19 protein-coding genes are annotated in these 20,442 nt (G+C 72.2%); 14 read left to right on the top strand and 5 right to left on the bottom strand.

Going from position 1 to position 20,442, the window contains the following annotated elements:
- Positions 1-58 precede the first annotated feature (58 nt).
- Positions 59-628, top strand: a complete 570-nt coding sequence (locus tag ACFO6V_RS05800; protein ID WP_377133161.1) for a TetR/AcrR family transcriptional regulator — start codon at positions 59-61, stop codon at positions 626-628.
- Between the two features lie 63 nt (positions 629-691).
- Here the strand turns inward: ACFO6V_RS05800 and ACFO6V_RS05795 are convergent, their stop codons facing one another.
- Together ACFO6V_RS05795 and ACFO6V_RS05790 are read right to left on the bottom strand one after the other, a co-directional pair.
- Complete coding sequence (locus ACFO6V_RS05795) at positions 692-2,035, bottom strand: sensor histidine kinase (RefSeq protein WP_377133159.1); 1,344 nt, start codon at positions 2,033-2,035, stop codon at positions 692-694.
- A complete protein-coding gene (locus ACFO6V_RS05790) occupies positions 2,035-2,718 on the bottom strand; it encodes a response regulator transcription factor (RefSeq protein WP_377133157.1) in 684 nt (227 codons plus the stop codon). Before ACFO6V_RS05790 ends, ACFO6V_RS05795 begins: the two co-directional genes overlap by 1 nt.
- Before the next feature lie 174 nt (positions 2,719-2,892).
- Between ACFO6V_RS05790 and ACFO6V_RS05785 the strand changes: the two genes are divergently transcribed.
- From ACFO6V_RS05785 to ACFO6V_RS05745, 9 genes are all read left to right on the top strand, one after another.
- A complete protein-coding gene (locus ACFO6V_RS05785) occupies positions 2,893-3,978 on the top strand; it encodes a LolA family protein (protein WP_377133155.1) in 1,086 nt (361 codons plus the stop codon).
- Positions 3,975-4,988 carry an ABC transporter ATP-binding protein gene (locus ACFO6V_RS05780; protein ID WP_377133153.1) on the top strand — a complete coding sequence of 338 codons (1,014 nt, stop codon included), beginning with the start codon at positions 3,975-3,977 and terminating at the stop codon, positions 4,986-4,988. The genes ACFO6V_RS05785 and ACFO6V_RS05780 overlap by 4 nt, the downstream gene beginning before the upstream one ends.
- Positions 4,985-5,926 (top strand): ABC transporter permease subunit, encoded by a 942-nt coding sequence (locus ACFO6V_RS05775; protein ID WP_377133151.1) that lies wholly within the window; start codon positions 4,985-4,987, stop codon positions 5,924-5,926. The genes ACFO6V_RS05780 and ACFO6V_RS05775 overlap by 4 nt, the downstream gene beginning before the upstream one ends.
- 106 nt (positions 5,927-6,032) lie before the next feature.
- A complete protein-coding gene (locus ACFO6V_RS05770) occupies positions 6,033-6,542 on the top strand; it encodes a DoxX family protein (protein ID WP_377133149.1) in 510 nt (169 codons plus the stop codon).
- Between the two features lie 241 nt (positions 6,543-6,783).
- Positions 6,784-8,451, top strand: coding sequence for an ABC-F family ATP-binding cassette domain-containing protein (locus ACFO6V_RS05765; RefSeq protein WP_377133147.1), 1,668 nt, complete (start codon positions 6,784-6,786; stop codon positions 8,449-8,451).
- A gap of 101 nt (positions 8,452-8,552) precedes the next feature.
- A complete protein-coding gene (locus tag ACFO6V_RS05760; protein ID WP_377133145.1) occupies positions 8,553-9,887 on the top strand; it encodes a ricin-type beta-trefoil lectin domain protein in 1,335 nt (444 codons plus the stop codon).
- Positions 9,887-11,188, top strand: a complete 1,302-nt coding sequence (locus tag ACFO6V_RS05755) for an alginate lyase family protein (RefSeq protein WP_377133143.1) — start codon at positions 9,887-9,889, stop codon at positions 11,186-11,188. The genes ACFO6V_RS05760 and ACFO6V_RS05755 overlap by 1 nt, the downstream gene beginning before the upstream one ends.
- Positions 11,189-11,293: 105 nt before the next feature.
- Positions 11,294-13,378, top strand: coding sequence for a M3 family metallopeptidase (locus tag ACFO6V_RS05750; RefSeq protein ID WP_377133141.1), 2,085 nt, complete (start codon positions 11,294-11,296; stop codon positions 13,376-13,378).
- 67 nt (positions 13,379-13,445) lie between these two features.
- Positions 13,446-14,783 carry a M20/M25/M40 family metallo-hydrolase gene (locus ACFO6V_RS05745; protein ID WP_377133139.1) on the top strand — a complete coding sequence of 446 codons (1,338 nt, stop codon included), beginning with the start codon at positions 13,446-13,448 and terminating at the stop codon, positions 14,781-14,783.
- A 92-nt stretch (positions 14,784-14,875) separates the two neighbouring features.
- On the opposite strand, the gene ACFO6V_RS05740 is transcribed toward ACFO6V_RS05745, so the two are convergent.
- Positions 14,876-15,094: a DUF5703 family protein gene (locus ACFO6V_RS05740; protein WP_377133137.1), complete on the bottom strand. Its 219-nt coding sequence runs from the start codon at positions 15,092-15,094 to the stop codon at positions 14,876-14,878.
- A 294-nt stretch (positions 15,095-15,388) separates the two neighbouring features.
- Here ACFO6V_RS05740 and ACFO6V_RS05735 point away from each other — a divergent pair, with 294 nt between their 5' ends.
- The gene (locus ACFO6V_RS05735) at positions 15,389-15,715 is read left to right on the top strand and encodes a primosomal protein (RefSeq protein ID WP_377133135.1); all 327 of its coding nucleotides are present in this window, start codon (positions 15,389-15,391) and stop codon (positions 15,713-15,715) included.
- Positions 15,716-15,755: 40 nt separating this feature from the next.
- On the opposite strand, the gene ACFO6V_RS05730 is transcribed toward ACFO6V_RS05735, so the two are convergent.
- The gene (locus tag ACFO6V_RS05730) at positions 15,756-16,730 is read right to left on the bottom strand and encodes an aldo/keto reductase (protein WP_377133133.1); all 975 of its coding nucleotides are present in this window, start codon (positions 16,728-16,730) and stop codon (positions 15,756-15,758) included.
- A 68-nt stretch (positions 16,731-16,798) separates the two neighbouring features.
- Here ACFO6V_RS05730 and ACFO6V_RS05725 point away from each other — a divergent pair, with 68 nt between their 5' ends.
- The 3 genes from ACFO6V_RS05725 to ACFO6V_RS05715 all read left to right on the top strand — a co-directional run bounded on the left by ACFO6V_RS05725 (position 16,799) and on the right by ACFO6V_RS05715 (position 19,420).
- A complete protein-coding gene (locus tag ACFO6V_RS05725) occupies positions 16,799-17,719 on the top strand; it encodes an undecaprenyl-diphosphate phosphatase (RefSeq protein ID WP_377133131.1) in 921 nt (306 codons plus the stop codon).
- A gap of 63 nt (positions 17,720-17,782) precedes the next feature.
- Positions 17,783-19,093, top strand: a complete 1,311-nt coding sequence (gene mshC, locus ACFO6V_RS05720) for a cysteine--1-D-myo-inosityl 2-amino-2-deoxy-alpha-D-glucopyranoside ligase (protein ID WP_377133129.1) — start codon at positions 17,783-17,785, stop codon at positions 19,091-19,093.
- Positions 19,094-19,204: 111 nt separating this feature from the next.
- Positions 19,205-19,420 carry a hypothetical protein gene (locus ACFO6V_RS05715; protein ID WP_116675661.1) on the top strand — a complete coding sequence of 72 codons (216 nt, stop codon included), beginning with the start codon at positions 19,205-19,207 and terminating at the stop codon, positions 19,418-19,420.
- A 90-nt stretch (positions 19,421-19,510) separates the two neighbouring features.
- Here ACFO6V_RS05715 and ACFO6V_RS05710 read toward each other — a convergent pair whose 3' ends face one another.
- On the bottom strand, positions 19,511-20,389 hold the full coding sequence (locus tag ACFO6V_RS05710; RefSeq protein ID WP_377133127.1) for a PAC2 family protein: 879 nt from the start codon (positions 20,387-20,389) through the stop codon (positions 19,511-19,513).
- Positions 20,390-20,442 lie beyond the last annotated feature (53 nt).

The raw sequence follows: 20,442 nt of genomic DNA, 5'->3' as shown, positions 1-20,442 counted from the left end.
ACCACCCTAGCCAGCGTGGTGAGCACACGTCAACAGATGTTGGCCTACAGTTGTTGGCATGACAGGTTCAGAAGCCCCGCGCCGCTCCGACGCGACCCGCGCCGCGATCCTGGAGGCCGCGAAGGAGCGCTTCGCGGCCGACGGGTACGAACGCGCGACGGTGCGCGCCATCGCACGCGACGCCGGTATCGACCCCTCCATGGTCATGCGCTACTACGGCTCCAAGGAAGGCCTGTTCGCCGCGGTGATCGACGTCGAGCTCGACTTCCCGGACCTCAGCGCGATCGACCCGGACCGGCTGGGCGTCGTCCTGGTCACGCACTTCCTGGAGCTTTGGGAGCGGGACACCGTGCTGCGGACCCTGCTGCGTGTGGGCGTGACCAACGAGTCCGGCTCGGACCGCCTGCGCCAGGTCTTCGGCACCCAGCTCGTGCCGGCCGCTCGGGCGTTCGTGCCCGACCCGGCTGACGCCGAACGCCGCGCCGCACTCGTGGCCTCGCAGGTGCTCGGCATGGCGCTGGTGCGGTACGTGCTGAAGTTCGGTCCGGCCGCGGACATGTCCCGCGACGACGTCGTCGCCTGGCTCGCGCCCACCGTGCAGCGGTACATCACCGCGGAGGCGCCGTGACCTGTGGCGTGACCTGCGCCGTGACCTGTGGTGCGGCTCGTCCGGCCCTGTCCGGCCAGGGGCTCAGCCCGCCCGGGGCCAGACGACGGTGAACCTGGCGCCGCCGTCCGGCGACTCGCCGACCGCGACCCGGCCGCCCCGGCGGCGGACGAGCTCGGCGACCAGCGCCAGGCCGAGCCCTGCGCCGCCGGAGGCGCGGGCGCGGTCGTCGGAGACCCGGTAGAAGCGGTCGAAGATCTTCGTCCGGTGCTCCGGCCGGACACCCGGCCCGTCGTCGTCGACGAGCACGCGGACGGTGGACCGGCTCGCGAGCACCGACATCACCACGCGCGTGCGGGTGTACCGGCAGGCATTGCGCAGCAGGTTGTCGAGGACGAGCTCGACCTCGGTGTGCGCCGCGGCCGCCCAGGCCTCGCCGCTCATGGCGTTGACCACCAACTGCACCGGCTGCTCCCCGGCGCGGTCCACGGCGGCGCGCACCTCGCCCACCAGGTCCACGGTCTCGGACGGCGGGAGCTCGCCGGCGTCCGAGCGGGCCAGCACCAGCAGCCCGTCGAGCAGCGCCGAGAGCCGCTCGGCATCGGCCAGGACGTCGGCGTGCACCTCGTGCGAGAGCTCCGGGTCGGGGTTGGCCACCGCGACCTCCGACTGCAGGCGGATGGACGCCACGGGGGACCGCAGCTCGTGCGCGGCGTCGCCCGTGAACCGCCGCAGGCGTTCCGCGGTGGCGTCCTGCTGGTCCAGCAGGGCGTTGAAGTCGTCGGCCAGGGCGCGCAGCTCGCCGGCCGCGGCGTCGGGCACCGTCACGCGTTCACCGGGCGCGAGACCGCGGACGGACCGGCGCATCCGCGCGACCGGGCGCAGCGCCGACCCGACGGCGAACCAGATCGCCACCCCCGCGACGACCGTCCCGACCAGCGCCGTCACCAGCAGCCACCGGCTGCCCGACGCCTCGGCGGCACGCTGCCCCACGAGCCCGGCCCCGACGACCACGAGCCGCTGGCTGCCGTCCGGGGCGGTGACGACGGCGCCGTGCCAGCGGACCGGCCCCCGGCCGTCCGCGGTGGTCGGCGTGCCGGCCTTCAGGCTGCGCACCTCGTCGCGCGTCAGTGCCGGCGGTGCGCCGTCGTCGACGGGACTGCCCGCCGTGTCCAGGACACGGACCGCCAGTCCGTCGGGCGCCGCGGGTGCACCGCCCGCGGCGACGGAGCGCGCGGCGCCGCTCAGCACCTCCTGGAGCTCGTCGTCCACCGCGCCCGTCAGCAGCGGCCCCAGGCCCCGGCCCGCGACCGTCGCGAGGCCGAGCAGGCAGGCCAGCGTCACCGCCGTGACGAGGGCCGTGATCCGCAGGCGCAGCGACGTGCCCGCCCAGCGCCCGCCTGGCGTCGTCGGCCCTGATGCCCGCACTAGCGTGGCTCGCCGAGCTGGTACCCGCGGCCCCGCACGGTCCGGACCAGGTCGCCGGCGCCCGCCGCGGACAGCTTGCGGCGCAGGTAGCCCACGTACACCTCCACGACGTTCCTGGTCGCGGCCCACTCGTCGCCCCACACCTCGTGCAGCAGCTCCTCCTTGGTCAGCACCGTCCCGGCCCGCACGGCCAGGGCCTCCAGCAGCGCGTACTCACGCGGGCTCAGGGGGACGTCGACGCCGTCGTACCGCGCCGTGCGCGTCTCCCGGTCGATCGTCAGCGGCCCGAGCCGGATCCGGTCACGCGCGGACCCCGTCGCCGCCCGGCGCAGGGTCGCGCGCAGCTGGGCGAGGAGCACCACGAAGGAGAACGGCTTGACCACGTAGCCGTCGGCGCCGAGGTCCAGCCCGTCGGCCTGGTCCACCTCGCCGTCCTTCGCCGACACGAGGAGCACGGGCGTCGCGACGCCGTCGGACCGCAGCTCCTGCAGCACGCGGTACCCGGACAGGCCGGGAAGCATGATGTCCAGCAGGATCGCGTCGTACGACCCCGTGCGGGCCAGCTCGAGCGCCGACGGTCCGTCCGCGGCGACCGTCACGTCCATGCCCTCCGCGCGCAGGCCGCGGTCGAGCGCCTTGCGGACGCCCGGCTCATCGTCGACCACGAGGATCTGCGGCCTCATGCCGCCCAGCATGCCGTATCGCACGCCCTGCCGGGGCGTCCCGCACGAGGTCACCGCATGCGACCGCTCCCTGAGGAAGGTCTCAGCAGGCAGGGGGCATCGTTGACGGTATCGGTCGACGTATCGATTGACGTATCGGTAGCGCACACTGGTCGAAGAGCGAAGGAGTCGGACATGAGGCCCAGGACGAAGGCACTGGTCGCCGCGGGATCTGGCATCACCGTGGGGCTGGCGGGCCTCGCGCTGAGCGCCCTGCCCGCGGGCGCGGACGACGAGCCGGTACTGCCCCAGGTCGGTGCGGAGGAGCTGGTCGCCTCGGCGCTCGCGGCCGAGGCGCCGGCGTTCGCGGGAGTGGCCGAGCTGAAGAACGAGCTCGGGCTGCCCGCCGTACCAGGGGCCGAGGCGCTCGACTTCGAGACGGTGCGCGTGTTCCATGACGGCGCGGAGAGCGCCCGGGTCCAGGTCGAACGGCAGGCGTCCGAGCTGACGTTCGTCAAGAACGCCGAGGAGGCGTGGGCCTACGACTCGCAGGAACGCACGGCCAAGGGCCTCACCTGGGACGCGGCCGACGCCGACGCCGCGCGCGGGCACGCGGAGGCCGAGCTGGCGGACCCGTCGCAGGCAGCGGCCGAGATCATCGAGCGCCTCCGCCCGACCAGCGACATCTTCGTGGACGGCACCGCAAAGGTCGCCGACCGTCCGGCGTACGAGCTGGTGCTGACGCCGAAGCCGTCCGAGAAGACGCTGCTGAGGGAGATCACCGTGGCGATCGACGCGGAGACGCGGATCCCGCTGCGGTTCGACGTCTTCGCCAACGGCACGTCCGATCCCGTCCTGTCGCTCGGCTTCGTCGAGCTGGAGCTCGGCGCGCAGGACGCCGACCTGTTCGAGTTCACACCGCCGGACGGCGCGAAGGTCGAGACCACCGAGGCGGACGACGCCGCGAGCGAGCTCCGCGACGCCGGGGGCGAGGACGCCGTCGAGCAGCGGACGACGACGGTCGGCGACGGCTGGGACACGGTGGTGATCGGCGAGGCGCCTGCGGAGGCGCCGTCCGCGGGCTCCTTCGAGGGCGGCCCGCAGGGCGGCCAGGACCTCAGCGGGATGCTTGAGCAGATCGGCACGCCGGTGTCCGGCGAGTTCGGCTCCGGGACCCACGTCCAGGTCGCCGTCGGAGGCGCCGTCATCACCGACGACGGCCGGATCGCGGCCGGTGCGGTGCCGCGGCAGGTGCTCGTCGACGCGCTGGACCAGCAGTGACCACAGCGCGAGCCGAAGTGGCGGTGCCGCAGGCGGGGAACGCCTCCGGCACCGTGCTCGCGGCCCGCACCAGGGGGCTGCGCAAGGTCTACCGCGGCACGGTCGCCGTGGACGGCGTCGACCTGGAGGTCCCCGAGGGCGCCGTGGTCGGGATGCTCGGGCCGAACGGCTCCGGCAAGACGACGACCATCCGGATGCTGCTCGGCCTGGTCCAGCCGACCGAGGGCGAGATCGAGCTGCTGGGCGTGCCGATGCCTGGGTCCGCCGACCAGGTGCTCCCGCACGTCGGGGCCCTGGTGGAGGGCCCGGGCTTCCACCCGTTCCTGTCCGGCCGGGAGAACCTGCTGCGGTTCGCCGCCGCCGAGCCGCTGCTGGCCGGCGGCGACCTGGACGGCGCGGTGTCGACGGCCCTGGAGCGCGTGGGGCTCGGGGGAGCGGCCAGGAAGAAGTACCGCGCGTACTCGCTGGGCATGAAGCAGCGCCTCGGGCTCGCCTCGGCGCTGCTCGCGCCGCGCAGGCTGGTCGTGCTGGACGAACCGACGAACGGGCTGGACCCGGCAGGCACGCAGGAGGTCCGCCGGATCATCGCCGAGCTGCACGACCGCGGCGTGACGGTGCTCGTGTCGTCCCACCTCCTGGCCGAGGTCGAGGCCACCTGCACCCACGTGGTGGTGCTGAACGCCGGGGTGGTGGTGGCGCAGGGCGCGCTCGACGACCTGCTGGAGTCCGGCAGCCCCACGCTGCTCGTGTCCACGCCCGACGGCGCGGCAGCGGTGGACACCCTGCGGGACCACCGGATCCCCGCCCGCCTCGCACCGGGCGGCGTCCGCGTGGACCTCACGACGACGGCGCCCGCGACGGTGATCGAGACGCTGGTCCGCGGCGGCGCGCGCGTGGACGAGGCCCGGCGCGAGCGCACCGGCCTGGAGGAGGCCTTCGCCCGGCTGACGCACGACGTCGGCGAGCTGGTCGGCGAGCTGGACACGGACGAGCCGGAGGTGGCGCGATGACGGCCGGGACCACGTCGACAGCACACGGCCTGGCGGCTGCGCCGGGCGCCGTCGTCCCGGGGTTGCCGGCCGGCAGGCGGCGCGCCCCGCTCGGGCGCCTGCTGCGGGCCGAGGTGCGGTGGATCTTCCGGCGTCCGCGCACCCTGGTGGTGCTGGCCCTGCTCGCGGCGCTCCCGGTGATCACCGGTATCGCCGTCGACCTGACGCTCGACGGCGGCGGCGCCCCGGTCGACGCCGGACCCGTGGGCGCCGGTCCCGGCGCGTCCGACGGCGGCCCGCCGATCTTCGTGACGATGGCCACCAGCGCGTTCGTGCTGCCGCTCGGCTCGCTCATGACGCTGCTGATGCTCATGCTGCCGCTCACCGTGGCGATGGCGAGCGGCGACGCGCTGGCCGGCGAGCAGTCCAACGGCACGCTGCGCGGCTGGCTGCTCGCCCCCGTCTCCCGCGGCCGGCTGCTGCTGGTCAAGGCGGTGGGCGTGCTCGTCGTCGCGTTGGTCGCGTCCGCCGTCGTCGTCGCGTCCGGCCTGGTGACAGGGCTGGTCCTCGCGGGAACGGACGGCCTGGTGTCGATGTCCGGGACCGAGCTGTCGATCGCCGACGTGCTGTGGCGGCTGGGTGTCGCCGTCGCCTGGGCAACGCTCTACCTGATGGCGATCGGCGCCGTGGCGCTCGCGATCTCGGCGTCCACCGAGCACCCGATGGTGGTGGTGGTCGGCGTGCTCGGCGGGCTGATCGTCTCCGTCGTGCTGCTGCAGATCTCGGCGCTGGACTGGCTGCACCCGTACCTGCTGCCGTCGTCGCTCGCCAGCCTGGTCGACCTGATCCGTGACCCGGTCTCGTTCGACGGCCTGGCCGAGGGAGCGTTCCGGGCGGGGTGCTACCTCGTGATCGGTATCTCGCTGGCCTACGCCCGCCTCACGACGAGGGACGGCTGAGCGAGTTCGGCGTATTAAACGTTTAGCGCCGTGTTCTGCGGTGATACCCGCGTCCTACGTTTCCCTCGACCGCGCCGCTGACGTCGCACGAGACGGAGACCACGACATGACCATCGATGCTCCAGGCCCCACCGAGGCCGTCAGATCCGCCGCACCACGCCCAGCAGCCCAGGCCGCAGCGCGACCCTCGGCACGAGACACCGAACCCGCCGCCGGCGCTCGCGGCTGGATGGCGTTCGCGGGACGGGCCGCTCCCGTGCTCGGCTGGCTGATCACGCTCGTGATCGCCGTGAACCTCGGCCAGGGCGCGTACGGCCAGCTCACCGAGTCCGAGCGGTCCGTCGGCATGTTCGAGGCCATCGGCTACCCGGCGTCCGCCGTCCTGCTGATCGGGGTGCTGCAGGCCGCGGCGGTGGTCCTCTACGTCGTGCCGTGGACGGCGTTCCTCGGCGGGCTGCTGCTGACCGCCTACCTGGGCGGCGCCGTGGCCGCGCACATCCGGCTGGAGGACACGGCGGAGCACACGCTCATGCCCGTCCTGTACGCCGTCGGCGTCTGGGCCGCGCTGTTCCTGCGCAGCGAGCGCATCCGCTGGGCCGTCCTGACCGGACGCTGATCTCGCCGGGGCGCACCGTGGCGCGCGGCAAGGGCGCCGCGAATCACGTTGCGCCTCGGCGTGGGGTCGTGGCAGGCTTTCTCTGCTCCTGCGGGCGGTCCGCGGTGTGAGGGAGCGACCCGAAGGACTGTGATGACAGGCATCTCCCGGTACGAGACCACCTCGCGCTGACGCCTGTCCCGCCGCACCATCCGTTGCGGCATCCCGGCGTCGGCACCAGCCACCACCCGGGAGTCCTTCCATGTTGTCCAACCCTTCCGTCGTGCTGCACGACGTCACCTTTGCCTGGCCCGACGGTGCCGTCGCGCTCGACCACGTCTCCGGTTCCTTCGGCCGCGGCCGCACGGGCCTGACCGGCCTCAACGGGGCCGGCAAGTCCACCCTGCTTCGCCTGGTCGCCGGGCTCCTCACGCCGACGTCGGGCAAGGTCACCCTGAGCGGGACCGCCGACTACCTACCGCAGCGGATCACGCTCGACGTCGACGCAACGGTCGCCGACCTGCTCGGCATCTCGCCGGTCGTGCGCGCGCTGCGCGCCATCGAGTCGGGCGACGTCGACCCTGCGCACTTCGACGTCGTCGGCGACGACTGGGACGTCGAGGAGCGCGCCGTCGCCCTGCTCTCGGCCACCGGGCTGCCCACCGGGCTGGACCGCTCGGTCGCGACGCTCTCGGGCGGCGAGACGATGCTGACCGCGATCACCGGCGTCCGCCTGCGGCAGTCGAACGGGAGCGCCGCGGTCGCGCTGCTCGACGAGCCGACCAACAACCTCGACGGCGGCGCCCGCGAGCGCCTCTACGAGCTCGTGCGGGGCTGGCGAGGCGCGCTCGTCGTCGTCTCGCACGACCTGGCTCTGCTGGAGCTGCTGGACGAGACGGCGGAGCTGCGCGCCGGCTCGCTGACCACGTTCGGCGGCCCGTACTCGGAGTACCGGGCGTGGCTGGAGGTGCAGCAGGAGGCGGCGGCGCAGACGTTGCGCGCGGCCGAACAGACGCTGCGGCGGGAGAAGCGGCAGCGGATCGAGGCCGAGGAGCGGATCGCGCACAGCGAGCGCAAGGGGCGTAAGGACGCCGCGAACAGCAAGTACGTGAAGGCGGTGATCAACGACCGCCGCAACAGCGCGGAGAAGTCGCAGGGTTCGCGCCGGGGGATGCTCGACGACAAGGTGGACGCGGCCCGGGCGGCGGTGGACCAGGCGGAGCGCGCGGTGCGGGACGACGACCGGATCTCCGTCGACCTGCCCGACCCGGGTGTCCCGGCGGGCCGTCGGCTGGCGGTGCTCCGCGGCGCGGACGGCCGGGAGGTGGTGATCCAGGGCCCGGAGCGCATAGCCCTCACGGGCCCGAACGGCTCCGGCAAGACGACCTTGCTGGAACACCTCCTCTCCACCTCGGCGCCGTTGAGTGCTGGGTATTTGCGGGTCGAAACCGATGTCACTCGACAAATACCCAGCACTCAACGAGGCGGGGCGGGGGGTGAGGTGCTGACCGAGCGGGTCGGGTATCTGCCGCAGCGGGTGGATGTGTTGGCCGATGACGCACCGGTGCTGGAGGCCGTGCGGGCGGGGGCGCCGCACGTGCCGCCGGGGGAGCTGCGCAACCGCCTGGCACGGTTCCTGGTGCGGGGCGCGGCGGTGGACCGGCCGGTTGCGACGCTGTCGGGTGGCGAACGGTTCCGGGTGGCGCTGGCGAGCCTGCTCCTGGCCGACCCACCGGCGCAGCTGCTGCTGCTGGACGAGCCGACGAACAACCTGGACATCGCGAGCACCGACCAGCTGGTCGACGCGCTGTCGGCGTACCGGGGTGCGCTGCTGGTGGTGAGCCACGACAAGACGTTCCTGGACCGGCTGGACCTGGACGCGGAGATCCGCCTGGACGCGGAGGGCAACCTGACGGAGGTGCGTCGGTAGCGCGCTGTGGTCGGTGTACGGGGAAGCCCTGATGTTGCGGGTGTCAAAGAAGTCGTAAGTTCTCCTTACTTACAAGCCTGAAAGTATCAAGGAGGACGACCATGCAAGCACGTCTACGGCGCCGTGTGTTCGGTGGCCTCGCGGTTCTGTCCATGGCACTCGTGACCGCGCTGACGCTCGGCGCCGGCGCGCTGCCCGCGCAGGCGGCCACGGGTGCGATCACCGGCTACGGCGGCAAGTGCGTCGACGTCGCCGCGGCCAACAGCGCGAACGGCACACAGGTCCAGCTCTACGGCTGCAACGGTACGAACGCGCAGAGCTGGGACGTGCGCGACGACGGCACGGTCCGCGCTCTCGGCAAGTGTCTCGACGCGGCGGGCGGGAGCTCCGCGAACGGGACCCGTGCCCAGCTCTGGGACTGCAACGGCACCGCCGCGCAGCGGTGGACCGCCGGCGGTGACGGCACGCTGCGCGTGCTGGGCAAGTGCCTGGACGCGACCGGGCCCAGCTCGGCCGACGGCACACCCCTGCAGCTCTGGGACTGCACTGCCGGGGCCGCCAACCAGCGCTGGACCCTTCCGACCGGCGGCGGCAACCCGCAGCCCAACCCGGCCAAGATGCCTGCCGCGCCCTACCTCTACCTGGGCTGGGGCAACCCGCCGAGCGCCACGTCGGTGATGAGCCAGACGGGGATCCGGGCGTTCACCATGGCGTTCATCCTGTCCTCCGGCGGCTGCAACCCCGCCTGGGACGGCAGCCGCCCGCTTACCGGCGGCGTCGACCAGCAGACCATCAACGCGATCAAGGCCGCGGGCGGCCAGGTGCAGATCTCGTTCGGCGGCTGGTCCGGCAACAAGCTCGGCCCGAACTGCTCGACGCCGGCCGCGTTCGCCGGGGCGGTGCAGCAGGTCATCAACGCGCACCAGCCGCACGTCGTCGACTTCGACATCGAGAACTCCGACGAGTTCGAGAACTACACCGTCCAGGACCGCATCCTGCAGGGCCTGATCATCGTCAAGCAGAACAACCCGAACGTGAAGATCGCCGTCACGATCGGCACCGGCCGCGGCGGTCCGGAGGGTGCGGGCACCCGGCTGATCAACCGGGCCGCACAGCTGGGCGTCCCGATCGACAACTACACGATCATGCCGTTCAACTTCGGCTCCTCGAACATCGCGCAGGACACGATCAACGCGTCCGAGGGACTGAAGAACCAGCTCAAGTCCGCCAACGGCTGGACCGACGCGCAGGCCTACGCCCACATGGGCATCTCGGGCATGAACGGGAGCTCCGACCAGGGTGAGATCACCACGACGGCCGCCTGGACGCAGATCCGCGACTACGCGCGGAACAACGGGCTGACCCGGTTCGCGTTCTGGTCCGTCAACCGGGACCAGCCGGGGTACGACTTCACGCGCATCACGGCGGGGTTCTGATGCGCCCCGGACGGCACGGGGCGGCAGGGGCGCTGGCCAGCGTCGGCGTGAGCGTCGCGGTAGCCGTCGGCATGCTGCTGTCGACGGCGGGGACGGCGAGCGGGGCTGCCGGCGGGACGACGACGGCGGCGGGCGCACCCACCGCCGTCGGGCCGGCCGCTGTGCCCGACGCTGGGCCGGCTGCCGTCCCGGCGGACGTGCCCACCACCTTCACCCACCCGGGGGTCCACGTCAGCCGGTCGCAGCTCGACTTCGTGCGCCAGCAGGTGCAGGCCGGCGCGCAGCCGTGGCGGCGGGCGTACGACTCGATGATGGGCAGCCGGTACGCGTCGCTCTCGTACACGCCGCACCCGCGGGCCGTCGTCGAGTGCGGGTCGTACTCCAACCCCAACTACGGGTGCACCGACGAGCGGGAGGACGCCATCGCGGCGTACACGCACGCGCTCGCCTGGTCGGTCACCGGCGACACGCGGTACGCGCAGAAGTCGATAGCGATCATGAACGCGTGGTCGCCCGTGATCCGGGACCACACCAATTCCAACGCGCCCCTGCAGACGGCGTGGGCGGGCTCGGTGTGGCCGCGGGCCGCGGAGATCATCCGGTACACGGGCGCTGGCTGGGCGGCGGCCGACGTCGACCGGTTCGAGACGATGCTGCGCAACGTCTACCTGCCCGAGGTGATCAACGGCTCCCGCAGCAACGGCAACTGGGAGCTGTCGATGATGGAGGCCGCCGTCGGCATCGCCGTCTTCCTCGACGACCGGAACGCGTACGCGTCCGCCCGCCAGCGGTTCCTCGTACGGGTGCCCGCGTTCATCTACCTGACCTCCGACGGGTCGGTGCCGCGCACCGTGCCCGGCACGGGCCGGGACACGCCCGACCAGATCTTCGCGTTCTGGCACAACCAGCGCACGCTGGTCAACGGCCTGTCGCAGGAGACCTGCCGGGACTTCACGCACACCGGCTACGGCCTCTCGGCGATCTCCCACGTCGCGGAGACCGCCGCCATCCAGGGTGACGACCTGTACCCGCAGGTGGGGGAGCGGCTGCGGCACGCGCTCGGGCTCCACTCGACCTACCAGCGCGGGACCGCCGTCCCGTCGTGGCTCTGCGGCGGTTCGGTGCACCTGGGCCTCGGCCCGATCACCGAGGTCGGCTTCAACGCGCTGCACAACCGGCAGGGTCACGGGATGACGAACACCCAGGCCCTGACGGAGTCCATGCGGCCGCAGGGCACGAACAACCTGTTCGTGGCGTGGGAGACCCTGACGCACGCGGACAACCCGCGCGTGCTCGGCTGACACCCCCTTGAGTGCGGGCTATTTGCGGGACAGCGGCCGCCTGTCCCACAAATAGCCCGCACTCAACGAGCCAGGCGGGTGTATCTCATGGGTAAAGATGTGGGTATGACCTCTGCGAGCACCACCACCGAGGGCGCGGACACCGTCCTCGACCCGGCCAACCCCTTCGCCGCCCCGTCCACCCTCCCGTACGAGCTGCCCGACTTCGCGGCGATCCGCGAGGAGCACTACGAGCCCGCGGTGCTCGCGGGCATGGCTGCGCACCGCGCGCAGGTCGAGGCCATCGCGACCAACCCGGAGCCGGCGACCGTCGAGAACACCCTGGAGGCGCTCGAACGCGCGGGGCAGCTCCTCGGCCGCGCGGCGACGGCGTTCTACGGCACCCTGCCCGCAGACTCGACGCCCGGCCTGGAGGACATCCAGGAGCGGCTCGCGCCGCAGCTCGCCGCGCACCAGGACGCCATCAGCATGGACGCCCGCCTCTACGCACGGGTGCAGTCCCTGGCCGGCCAGGCGCTCGAACCGGACGCCGCCTACCTGCTCGACAAGCTCGTCACGCAGTTCGAGCGGTCCGGCATCGCGCTCCCCGAGGCCGACCAGGAGCGCCTGCGCGAGCTCAACTCCCGGATCACGACGCTGCAGGCCAGCTTCGGCCGCAAGCTCCTGGCGGGCGCCAACGAGGCGAGCGTGCTCGTGACCGACGAGGCAGAGCTCGCCGGGCTGTCCCCGGACGCCGTCGCCGGGGCGCGCGCGGCCGCCGAGGCCCGCGGCCAGGAGGGCTGGCTGCTGGAGATGCAGCTCTTCACGCACCAGAACGTGCTGGCCTCCCTGGCGGACGCCGGCCTCCGGGCGCGGGTCCAGGAGGCCTCGGCGTCGCGCGGCGCGACGGGCGGCGAGACCGACACACGCGAGGTGCTCCTGGAGCTCGCCCGCCTGCGCGCCGAGCACGCGCAGCTCCTCGGCTACGAGCACCACGCCGCCTACATCGCCGCGGACGCCACCGCCGGCACCACCGCCGCCGTCAACGAGATGCTCGCCCGGCTCGCACCCGCCGCCGTCGCCAACGCGCGGCGCGAGGCGACCGAGCTCGCGAAGGTGAACGGCACGGCCGGAGTGGCCGCCGCCGACTGGTCCTACCTCAACGAGGCGGTGCGCAAGGAGCGGTTCAACCTGGACGACGCGGCCCTGCGCCCCTACCTCGAGCTCGAACGCGTGGTGCACGACGGCGTGTTCAAGGCAGCGACCCTCCTGTTCGGGCTCTCCTTCACCGAACGGCACGACCTGGCCGGCTACCACCCGGACGTGCGCGTCTTCGAGGTGTTCGACGCACCCGAGCCGGGCGAACCCGACGAAGGTCTCGGCCTCTTCCTCGCCGACTGGTACACCCGCGAGTCGAAGCGCGGCGGGGCCTGGATGAACAGCCTCGTGAACCAGAGCCACCTCCTGGGCCAGAAGCCCGTGGTCGTCAACAACCTCAACATCGTCAAGCCGCCCGCCGGCGAGCCCACCCTCCTCGTGTGGGACGAGGTCACCACGCTGTTCCACGAGTTCGGGCACGCCCTGCACGGGCTGCTCAGCGACGTGCGCTACCCGTCCCGGTCGGGCACCTCCGTGCCGCGCGACTTCGTCGAGTACCCCTCGCAGGTCAACGAGATGTGGTCCTGGGAGCCGGAGATCCTGCGGTCCTTCGCCGTGCACCACGCGACCGGTGAGCCGATGCCGGCCGAGTGGGTGGACACCATGCTCGCGTCCCGGATCTGGGGCGAGGGCTTCGCGACGACGGAGTACCTCGCCGCCGCACTCCTCGACCAGGCGTGGCACCAGCTGACACCGGACCAGGTGCCGACGTCGGTCGACGACGTGCTGCCCTTTGAGGCGGCGGCGCTCGCGGCGGCCGGCGTCGACTTCGACGCGGTGCCCCCGCGGTACCGCACCACGTACTTCAACCACATCTTCGGTGGCGGCGGCTACTCGGCCGGGTACTACTCCTACATCTGGTCGGAGGTGCTCGACGCCGACACCGTCGAGTGGTACGCCGAGAACGGCGGCCTGACGCGGGAGAACGGCGAGGCGTTCCGCCGCAAGCTGCTCGCCCGCGGCGGGTCGCAGGACCCGCTCGCGTCGTTCGAGGACCTGCTGGGGCGGGCGCCGGAGATCGCGCCGCTCCTCAAGCGCCGCGGCCTGGCCTGAGGTTCGGTCAGCGAGACGCCTTCCGGTCCGTGTCGGGTGTCCGGCACGGGCCGGTTACGGTGGCTCCGTGACCGATACCTTTCCGACCCCCACGCCCGTGCCCACCGCCGCCGACGAGGTCATCCGGATCTGCCAGGAGCTGATCCGGTTCGACACGTCGAACTACGGGAACAACGAGGGCCCGGGGGAGCGCGCCGCGGCCGAGTACGTCATGGAGCTGCTGCACGAGGTCGGGCTGGAGCCCGAGCTGTTCGAGTCCGAGCCGGGGCGCGCGTCCGTCGTCGTCCGGCTGGAGGGGGAGGACCGCAGCAGGCCCGCCCTCGTCCTGCACGGGCACCTCGACGTCGTGCCGGCGGCCAAGGACGACTGGACGGTTGACCCGTTCGGCGGTGAGGAGACCGACGGCCTGCTCTGGGGCCGCGGCGCCGTCGACATGAAGGACATGGACGCCATGATCCTGGCGGTCGTGCGGCAGATGGTGCGCGAGGGCCGCAAGCCCGCGCGCGACGTCGTCGTCGCGTTCTTCGCCGACGAGGAGGCCGGCGGCGTGTACGGCGCGCGCTGGGCCGTGGACCACCGCCCGGACCTGTTCGAGGGCGCCACCGAGGCGATCTCCGAGGTCGGCGGCTACTCGGTCGAGGTGGGCGGCAAGCGCGCCTACCTGCTGCAGACGGCGGAGAAGGGGATCGCCTGGCTGCGCCTGATCGCCGACGGCACGGCCGGGCACGGCTCGCAGGTCAACCCGGACAACGCGGTGACCGAGCTCGCGGCCGCCGTCGCGCGCATCGGGCAGCACGCTTGGCCGTACACGATCACGCCGACCGTCGACGCGCTGCTGCGCGGCGTCGGGGACCTCACGGGCCTGCCCGTCGACTACGAGGACCCGGCGACGATCGACGCGCTGGTCGCGGCGCTGGGCCCGGTCGCGAAGTTCGTGGGCGCCACGGTGCGCAACACGTCCAACCCGACCCAGCTGGAGGCCGGCTACAAGGCCAACGTCATCCCCGGACGCGCCGAGGCGGCCATCGACGTGCGCCTCCTGCCCGGCCAGGAGGAGTCGGGCATGGCGACGCTGCGCGAGCTCGCCGGCCCGCGCGTGCGGATCGAGCCGATCCACCTGGACACGGCGCTCGAGGTGCCGTTCAGCGGGAACCTGGTGGACGCCATGGTCGCGGCGATCGACGCCGAGGACCCGGGCGCGAAGGTGCTGCCGTACACGCTGTCGGGCGGCACGGACAACAAGTCGCTCCACCGGCTCGGGATCACCGGTTACGGGTTCGCGCCGCTGCAGCTCACGAACGACCTCGACTTCGCGGGCATGTTCCACGGCGTCGACGAGCGCGTGCCGACCGAGGCGCTGAAGTTCGGCACCCGAGTCCTGGACCGCCTCCTGGCGACCTGCTGACCGCGGTTCGCCGAAGTAGAGCGCCTGTCCGGGGTCTCCCCGGTGCACGCCGGGGAGACCCCGGACAGGCGCTCTACTTCGGCGAACCGGGCTCAGTCGAGGGTCGAGGAGACCCTGATGATCTTGCGGCGGAGCCAGACCTTACGTCTGCCGCCGATGTAGAGAAGGGTCCTTGCCAGCTCCCAGCGGCCGTACTCGGCCTCGTCGGTGAGCAACCGGCGGGCGTCGGGCACGCTGGTGTCCGGATCGAACGTCACGATGCGGTACTCGTACTGGCTGTGCTTGCGGAACACGGAGCCGTCTCTCGCCATCTGATGCACCGTCCTCGGGTCACGGGTGAGGTCAGTTTATGCCGGTTTCCACGCCGGGCTGGCAGCAACACACTTCGTAGCGCTCATTGTGACCCACCGGGCGGTACAGCACAGTGACCGAGGTCGCACCTCGTCGCGTGTCGCGGCGGAGCGCCACCATGTTCCCAGGTCAGGGAAGCGGACGGACCCCGTGCCGCACGTCCCTGACCGGCGCGGTCGTGCCCCCGGGGTCTTCGCAGTAACGATCACGAATTGCGATCCCGCTGGCCTGGACCTGGCGCTACAGTTCAAGGCATGACCGTAGAACCGCGTGCCGCGCTAGATCGCCTCATTGCCGCACTCGAGGCCCATCACCACGCGGTCGCCACTCGCCGGAGTGACGACGACCCCGCCGTCGACGACGCGTACGACGTGCTCGCCGACGCCTACGAGGTGTACGAGGAGTCCCTGGCCACGGTGTTCGGCGAAGTGACGCCGTTCTACCTGGCCGACGAGGTCGACGACGACGATGATGACGACGACGATGACGAGGACCTCGAGGACATCGACTTCGACGACGACCTGGACGAGGCAGAGGAGTCCGTGGAGGAGGAAGAGCCGCAGCCTGCGCAGCAGCGCTGACTCGCCACAAACACGGACGCGGGCACGGACGCCGGTACGGTCACCAGCGTTCCGGGTAGCCGATCTCGGGGGCGGAGACGTCGTCGAGGGCGGCATGCACCTCGTAGGGCAGCTCGAGGCTCGTGGCCCCTAGCGACGAACGAAGCTGGGCGGGCGTCCGCGCGCCCACGATCGCCGACGCGATGCCCTCACGCTCCAGCAGCCACGCGACGGCGACCTCCCCGGCGGTACGGCCGAGCCCTTCGGCGGCCGTCGCCACCGCCTCGACGACGGCGGACGCCGAACCTTCCAGGTACGGCTGCACGAAGCCGGCGAGGGCCCCGGCCGCCCGGGAGTCCGCGGGGATGGCGCGCCGGTACTTGCCGGTGAGCACGCCGCGCCCGAGCGGCGACCAGGCGAGCAGCCCGGCCCCGAGCGCGTCGGCGGCGGGCAGCACGTCGCGCTCCACGCCGCGCTGCAGCAGGGAGTACTCGAGCTCGACGGCGGCCAGGCCGACGTCCGGCTCGAGCAGCGTCGCGACGCGCGCAGTGGCCCAGCCCGGGTGGTTGCTCAGCCCCACGTAGCGGGCGCGCCCCGTGGTGACGGCGATGCGCAGCGCGTTGCAGGTCTCCTCGAGCGACGTGTGCGGGTCGGGGCAGGCCACGAGGAACAGGTCGACGTGGTCGGTCCCCATGCGCCGCAGCGACTCGTCGAGGCTGTCGAGCAGGGCGCCGCGCGACGCGTCCACGACGCGGCCCGAGCCGCCGTCGGGCCGCGACTCCGAGCGGATGCCCGCCTTGGTGGCGAGCACGAGCTCGTTGCGTGCCACCTTGCCGGACAGCAGCGTGCCGATGACGCGTTCGGCATCGCCGTCGGCATAGCTGGCGGCGGTGTCGACGAGGCTGCCGCCGGCGTCGAGGAAGTCCCGAACCTGCTCGGCCGCGTCGATCTCGTCGGTGTCGCGGCCCCATGTCATGGTCCCGAGCCCGAGTTCGGAGACCCGTAGGCCAGACCTGCCTACGCGGCGTCGTTCCATGTCGGGCAGGCTACCTTCGGCCCTGGCGGGTGCGTCCGGAGGCGCGCCGTGGGGTAGTGTCACCGCCCGTGACCCCGTGGGAAGCGATTCTTCTGGGCCTGGTCCAGGGCCTTACCGAGTTCCTGCCGATCTCGTCGTCGGCCCACCTGCGGATCGTCGGTGAGCTGATCGGCTCCGGCGATCCTGGCGCGGCCTTCACCGCGATCACGCAGATCGGCACCGAGCTCGCCGTCATCATCTACTACCGCAAGAAGATCGGCGCGATCCTCGTCGCCTGGTTCAAGGCGCTGACGGGCGCGAACGGCACCGGCTGGCGCGCACGCACCGGCCTGGGCCCGCGGTCCGGCTCGGTGGACCTGCGGCACGGCCGCCCCGGCTCGGGCGCGGACCACGACGCCGCCATGGGCTGGTACATCATCTTCGGCTCGATCCCGATCGTCCTGCTCGGGCTGCTGTTCCAGGACGCCATCGAGACCACGTTCCGCAACCTCTGGATCACGGTCTTCACGCTCACGTTCTTCGGGCTCCTCCTGCTCCTGGCCGACATCTTCGGCCGCCAGGAGCGCGAGCTGACGTCGCTCACGGGGCCCAGCGCCCTCGGCTTCGGCCTCGCCCAGGCCCTGGCGCTGGTGCCGGGCGTCTCCCGCTCCGGCGGCACGATCACCGCAGGCCTGACCATGGGCTTCACGCGTAAGGCCGCGGCCGACTACTCGTTCCTGCTCGCGCTGCCCGCCGTGCTGGGCTCGGGCTTCTACCAGCTGGTCAAGACCCTCGGCGAGCCCCTCCCGGCCGGCGCACCCGGCTGGGGCGCCACGATCATCGCGACGATCATCGCGTTCGGCGTCGGCTACGCCGTGATCATCGGCTTCCTCAAGATCATCGGGAACTACTCCTACAAGCCGTTCGTGTTCTACCGGTTCGCCCTCGCCGGCGCCGTCGTGTGGCTGCTCATGTCGGGCACCATCGACGCGACCGGCGGCGTCGCGTAGAACACATCTCCGGCGCCCTGACGTGGTCCGGGAGTGCCGTGGGCGGCGGTTATCGTTGGTCGCGTGCACGCCTGGCCCACACCCCAAGTCCCGGAGCTTCCCGGCTTCCCCGTCTCCGACCCGGTGCGGGTCCACGACTCGACCACCGGTGAGCTCGTCGAGGCGGCGCCGGGGCCGCAGGCCCGGCTGTACGCGTGCGGCGTCACGCCGTACGACGCCACCCACATCGGGCACGCGAACACCTACGTCGCGTTCGACCTGCTGGTCCGCGCCTGGCGCGACGCGGGCAAGGACGTCATCTACACCTCGAACGTGACCGACGTCGACGACCCGCTGCTGGAGCGTGCGACGGCGACAGGTGTCGACTGGCGCGAGCTCGCGGCGTCCCAGACCGCGTTGTTCCGCGAGGACATGACGGCGCTCGGCGTCATCCCGCCGCGGACGTGGACGGGTGCCGTCGAGTCCGTGCCCGAGGTCGCGCAGGCCGTGGCCGCCATGCTCGAGTCGGGCGCCGCGTACCGCGTGCCGCTCGAGCCGGGTGCGGGCGGCTCGACGCCGGAGCTGGGCGACGTCTACGCCGACCTCACCGCCGACCCCCGCTTCGGGACCGTCGCGCGGCTCGATCGCTCGCAGGCGCTCGCCGACTTCGCCGAGCGCGGCGGCGACCCCGGCCGCGAGGGCAAGAAGGACCCGCTCGACCCGCTGCTGTGGCGCCGTGAGCGCCCGGGCGAGCCGGCCTGGGACGGCGGCCCGCTGGGCACCGGACGCCCCGGCTGGCACATCGAGTGCGCGGTCATCGCCCGTGACGGGCTCGGCCTGGCCGCGGGGGAGCGGTTCGACGTGCAGGGCGGCGGCTCGGACCTGCTGTTCCCGCACCACGAGATGTCGACGTCGCACCTGCGCGTGCTGTGCCCGGTCCCCGAGGGTGCGGAGCCGTACGGGGCGCGCACGCACGTGCACGCGGGCCTGGTCGGCTACGAGGGCGAGAAGATGAGCAAGTCGCTCGGGAACCTCGTCCTGGTCTCCCGCCTGCGCGAGGCCGGGCACGACCCGATGGCGATCCGGCTGGCCCTGCTGGCCCACCACTACCGCACCGAGTGGGAGTGGGACGAGACCTCCATGCCCGAGGGCGAGGCACGGCTCGTCCGGTGGCGCGACGCGGTCTCGGGCAACGGCGGCCCGTCGGCCGACGCGACCCTCGCCGCGGTCCGCGCGGCGCTCTCGAACGACCTCGACGCGCCGTCCGCGCTGGCGGCCGTGGACGCCTGGGCCGAGGTTTCCCTCGACCCCACGCGGGATACGTCCGCGGACGAGGAGGGCGCTCCGGGTGTCATGGCCCGGACGGTAAATGCCCTGCTCGGGGTGCGTCTTTAGCCATTTCAGTGTCCGGTTTGGGCCAGGTAGGCCAGCGCCACGCCAGACGCCGGACGGGTTAGTTTTGACCCCTGCTTCCGTTTGTATTTAACCCGGGGCAGGATGGGGAACATGACGGAGTACGAGGAAGACTTCACGGGCGAGACCCGGGTCACCGTCACGACGACGCCCCGGTGCAGCACGCGCTATCGCGTGGTGCGCAACGGACCAGGATATGCACCGGTCTATGACCGCGTAGAAGACGCCGCACGGTGTCTCGAGACGTGGGTGGGATTTCACGGTCCGGACGCCGGAGTGCGGATCGAACCAATTTCCAGCAGCGTGTGAACCCAACCGTCGAAACCGACTGAAAGAGGCCTGAGCCCGCTGGGCTCAGGCCTCTTTTGCCGTGCTGGTTCCTGTGCCGGCCGAGCCGGGTCAGAGCTTCTCGGGACCGCTGTCCTTGCCCCCGGTGTCGCGCCGGCGCAGGTAGCGCTCGAACTCTCGCGCTATCGCGTCGCCCGAGGCCTCCGGAAGCTCGGCGGTGTCCTTCGCCTCCTCGAGCTGCGCCACGTACTCGGAGATCTCCGAGTCCTCGGACGCCAGCTCGTCCACGCCGTGCTGCCAGGCCGCGGCGTCGTCGGGCAGCTCGCCCATGGGGACCGGCTCGCCGAGGATCTCCTCCACGCGCGTGAGGATGGCGAGCGTCGCCTTGGGCGACGGCGGGTTGGCGACGTAGTGCGGAACGGCCGCCCACAGGCTCACCGACTGCAGGTCGCGCTGCGCCGCCTCGTGCTGCAGCACGCCGACGATCCCGGTGGGTCCCTGGTACGTGTTGGCCTCGATGTCGAGCACCGCCTGCAGGCCCACGCTGTCCGACGTCGCGGTCATCGGGATCGGCCGCGTGTGCGGCACGTCGGCCAGGAGCGCGCCGAGTGTGATCACCGTCCGCACCCCGAGGTCGCCGGCCACCTGCAGCAGCTCCTCGCAGTACTTGCGCCAGCGCATCGACGGTTCGACACCGTGCACCAGCACGACCTTGCGCTCGCCCACCTGGGCCACCGAGATCGACGTCGTCGGCCAGGTGATGGAGCGTTTGCCGTCGTCGTCCAGCGAGATGTACGGCCTGTTGACCTGGAAGTCGTGGAACTCCTCAGGGTCGAGCTCTGTCACCTTCTCTGCGCCCCACACCTCGGCCAGGTGCGTGAGGGCCGACGTGGCAGCACTCCCCGCGTCGTTCCAACCTTCGAAGGCAGCGAGGAGCACGGTCTGGCGAGGCGAGGCCTGCTCCGGCTGCTCGTGATGCGCGTCGGTCATCCCCCCAGCCTATGGTGTGGGACGCCCGGCGTGGCCAGGGGCGCGGTCGCGTT

Source organism: Promicromonospora alba (genome assembly GCF_042654905.1).
In the GTDB taxonomy this organism is placed as follows: Bacteria; Actinomycetota; Actinomycetes; order Actinomycetales; family Cellulomonadaceae; genus Promicromonospora; species Promicromonospora alba.
This window is presented reverse-complemented; position numbering and strand designations above follow the sequence as displayed.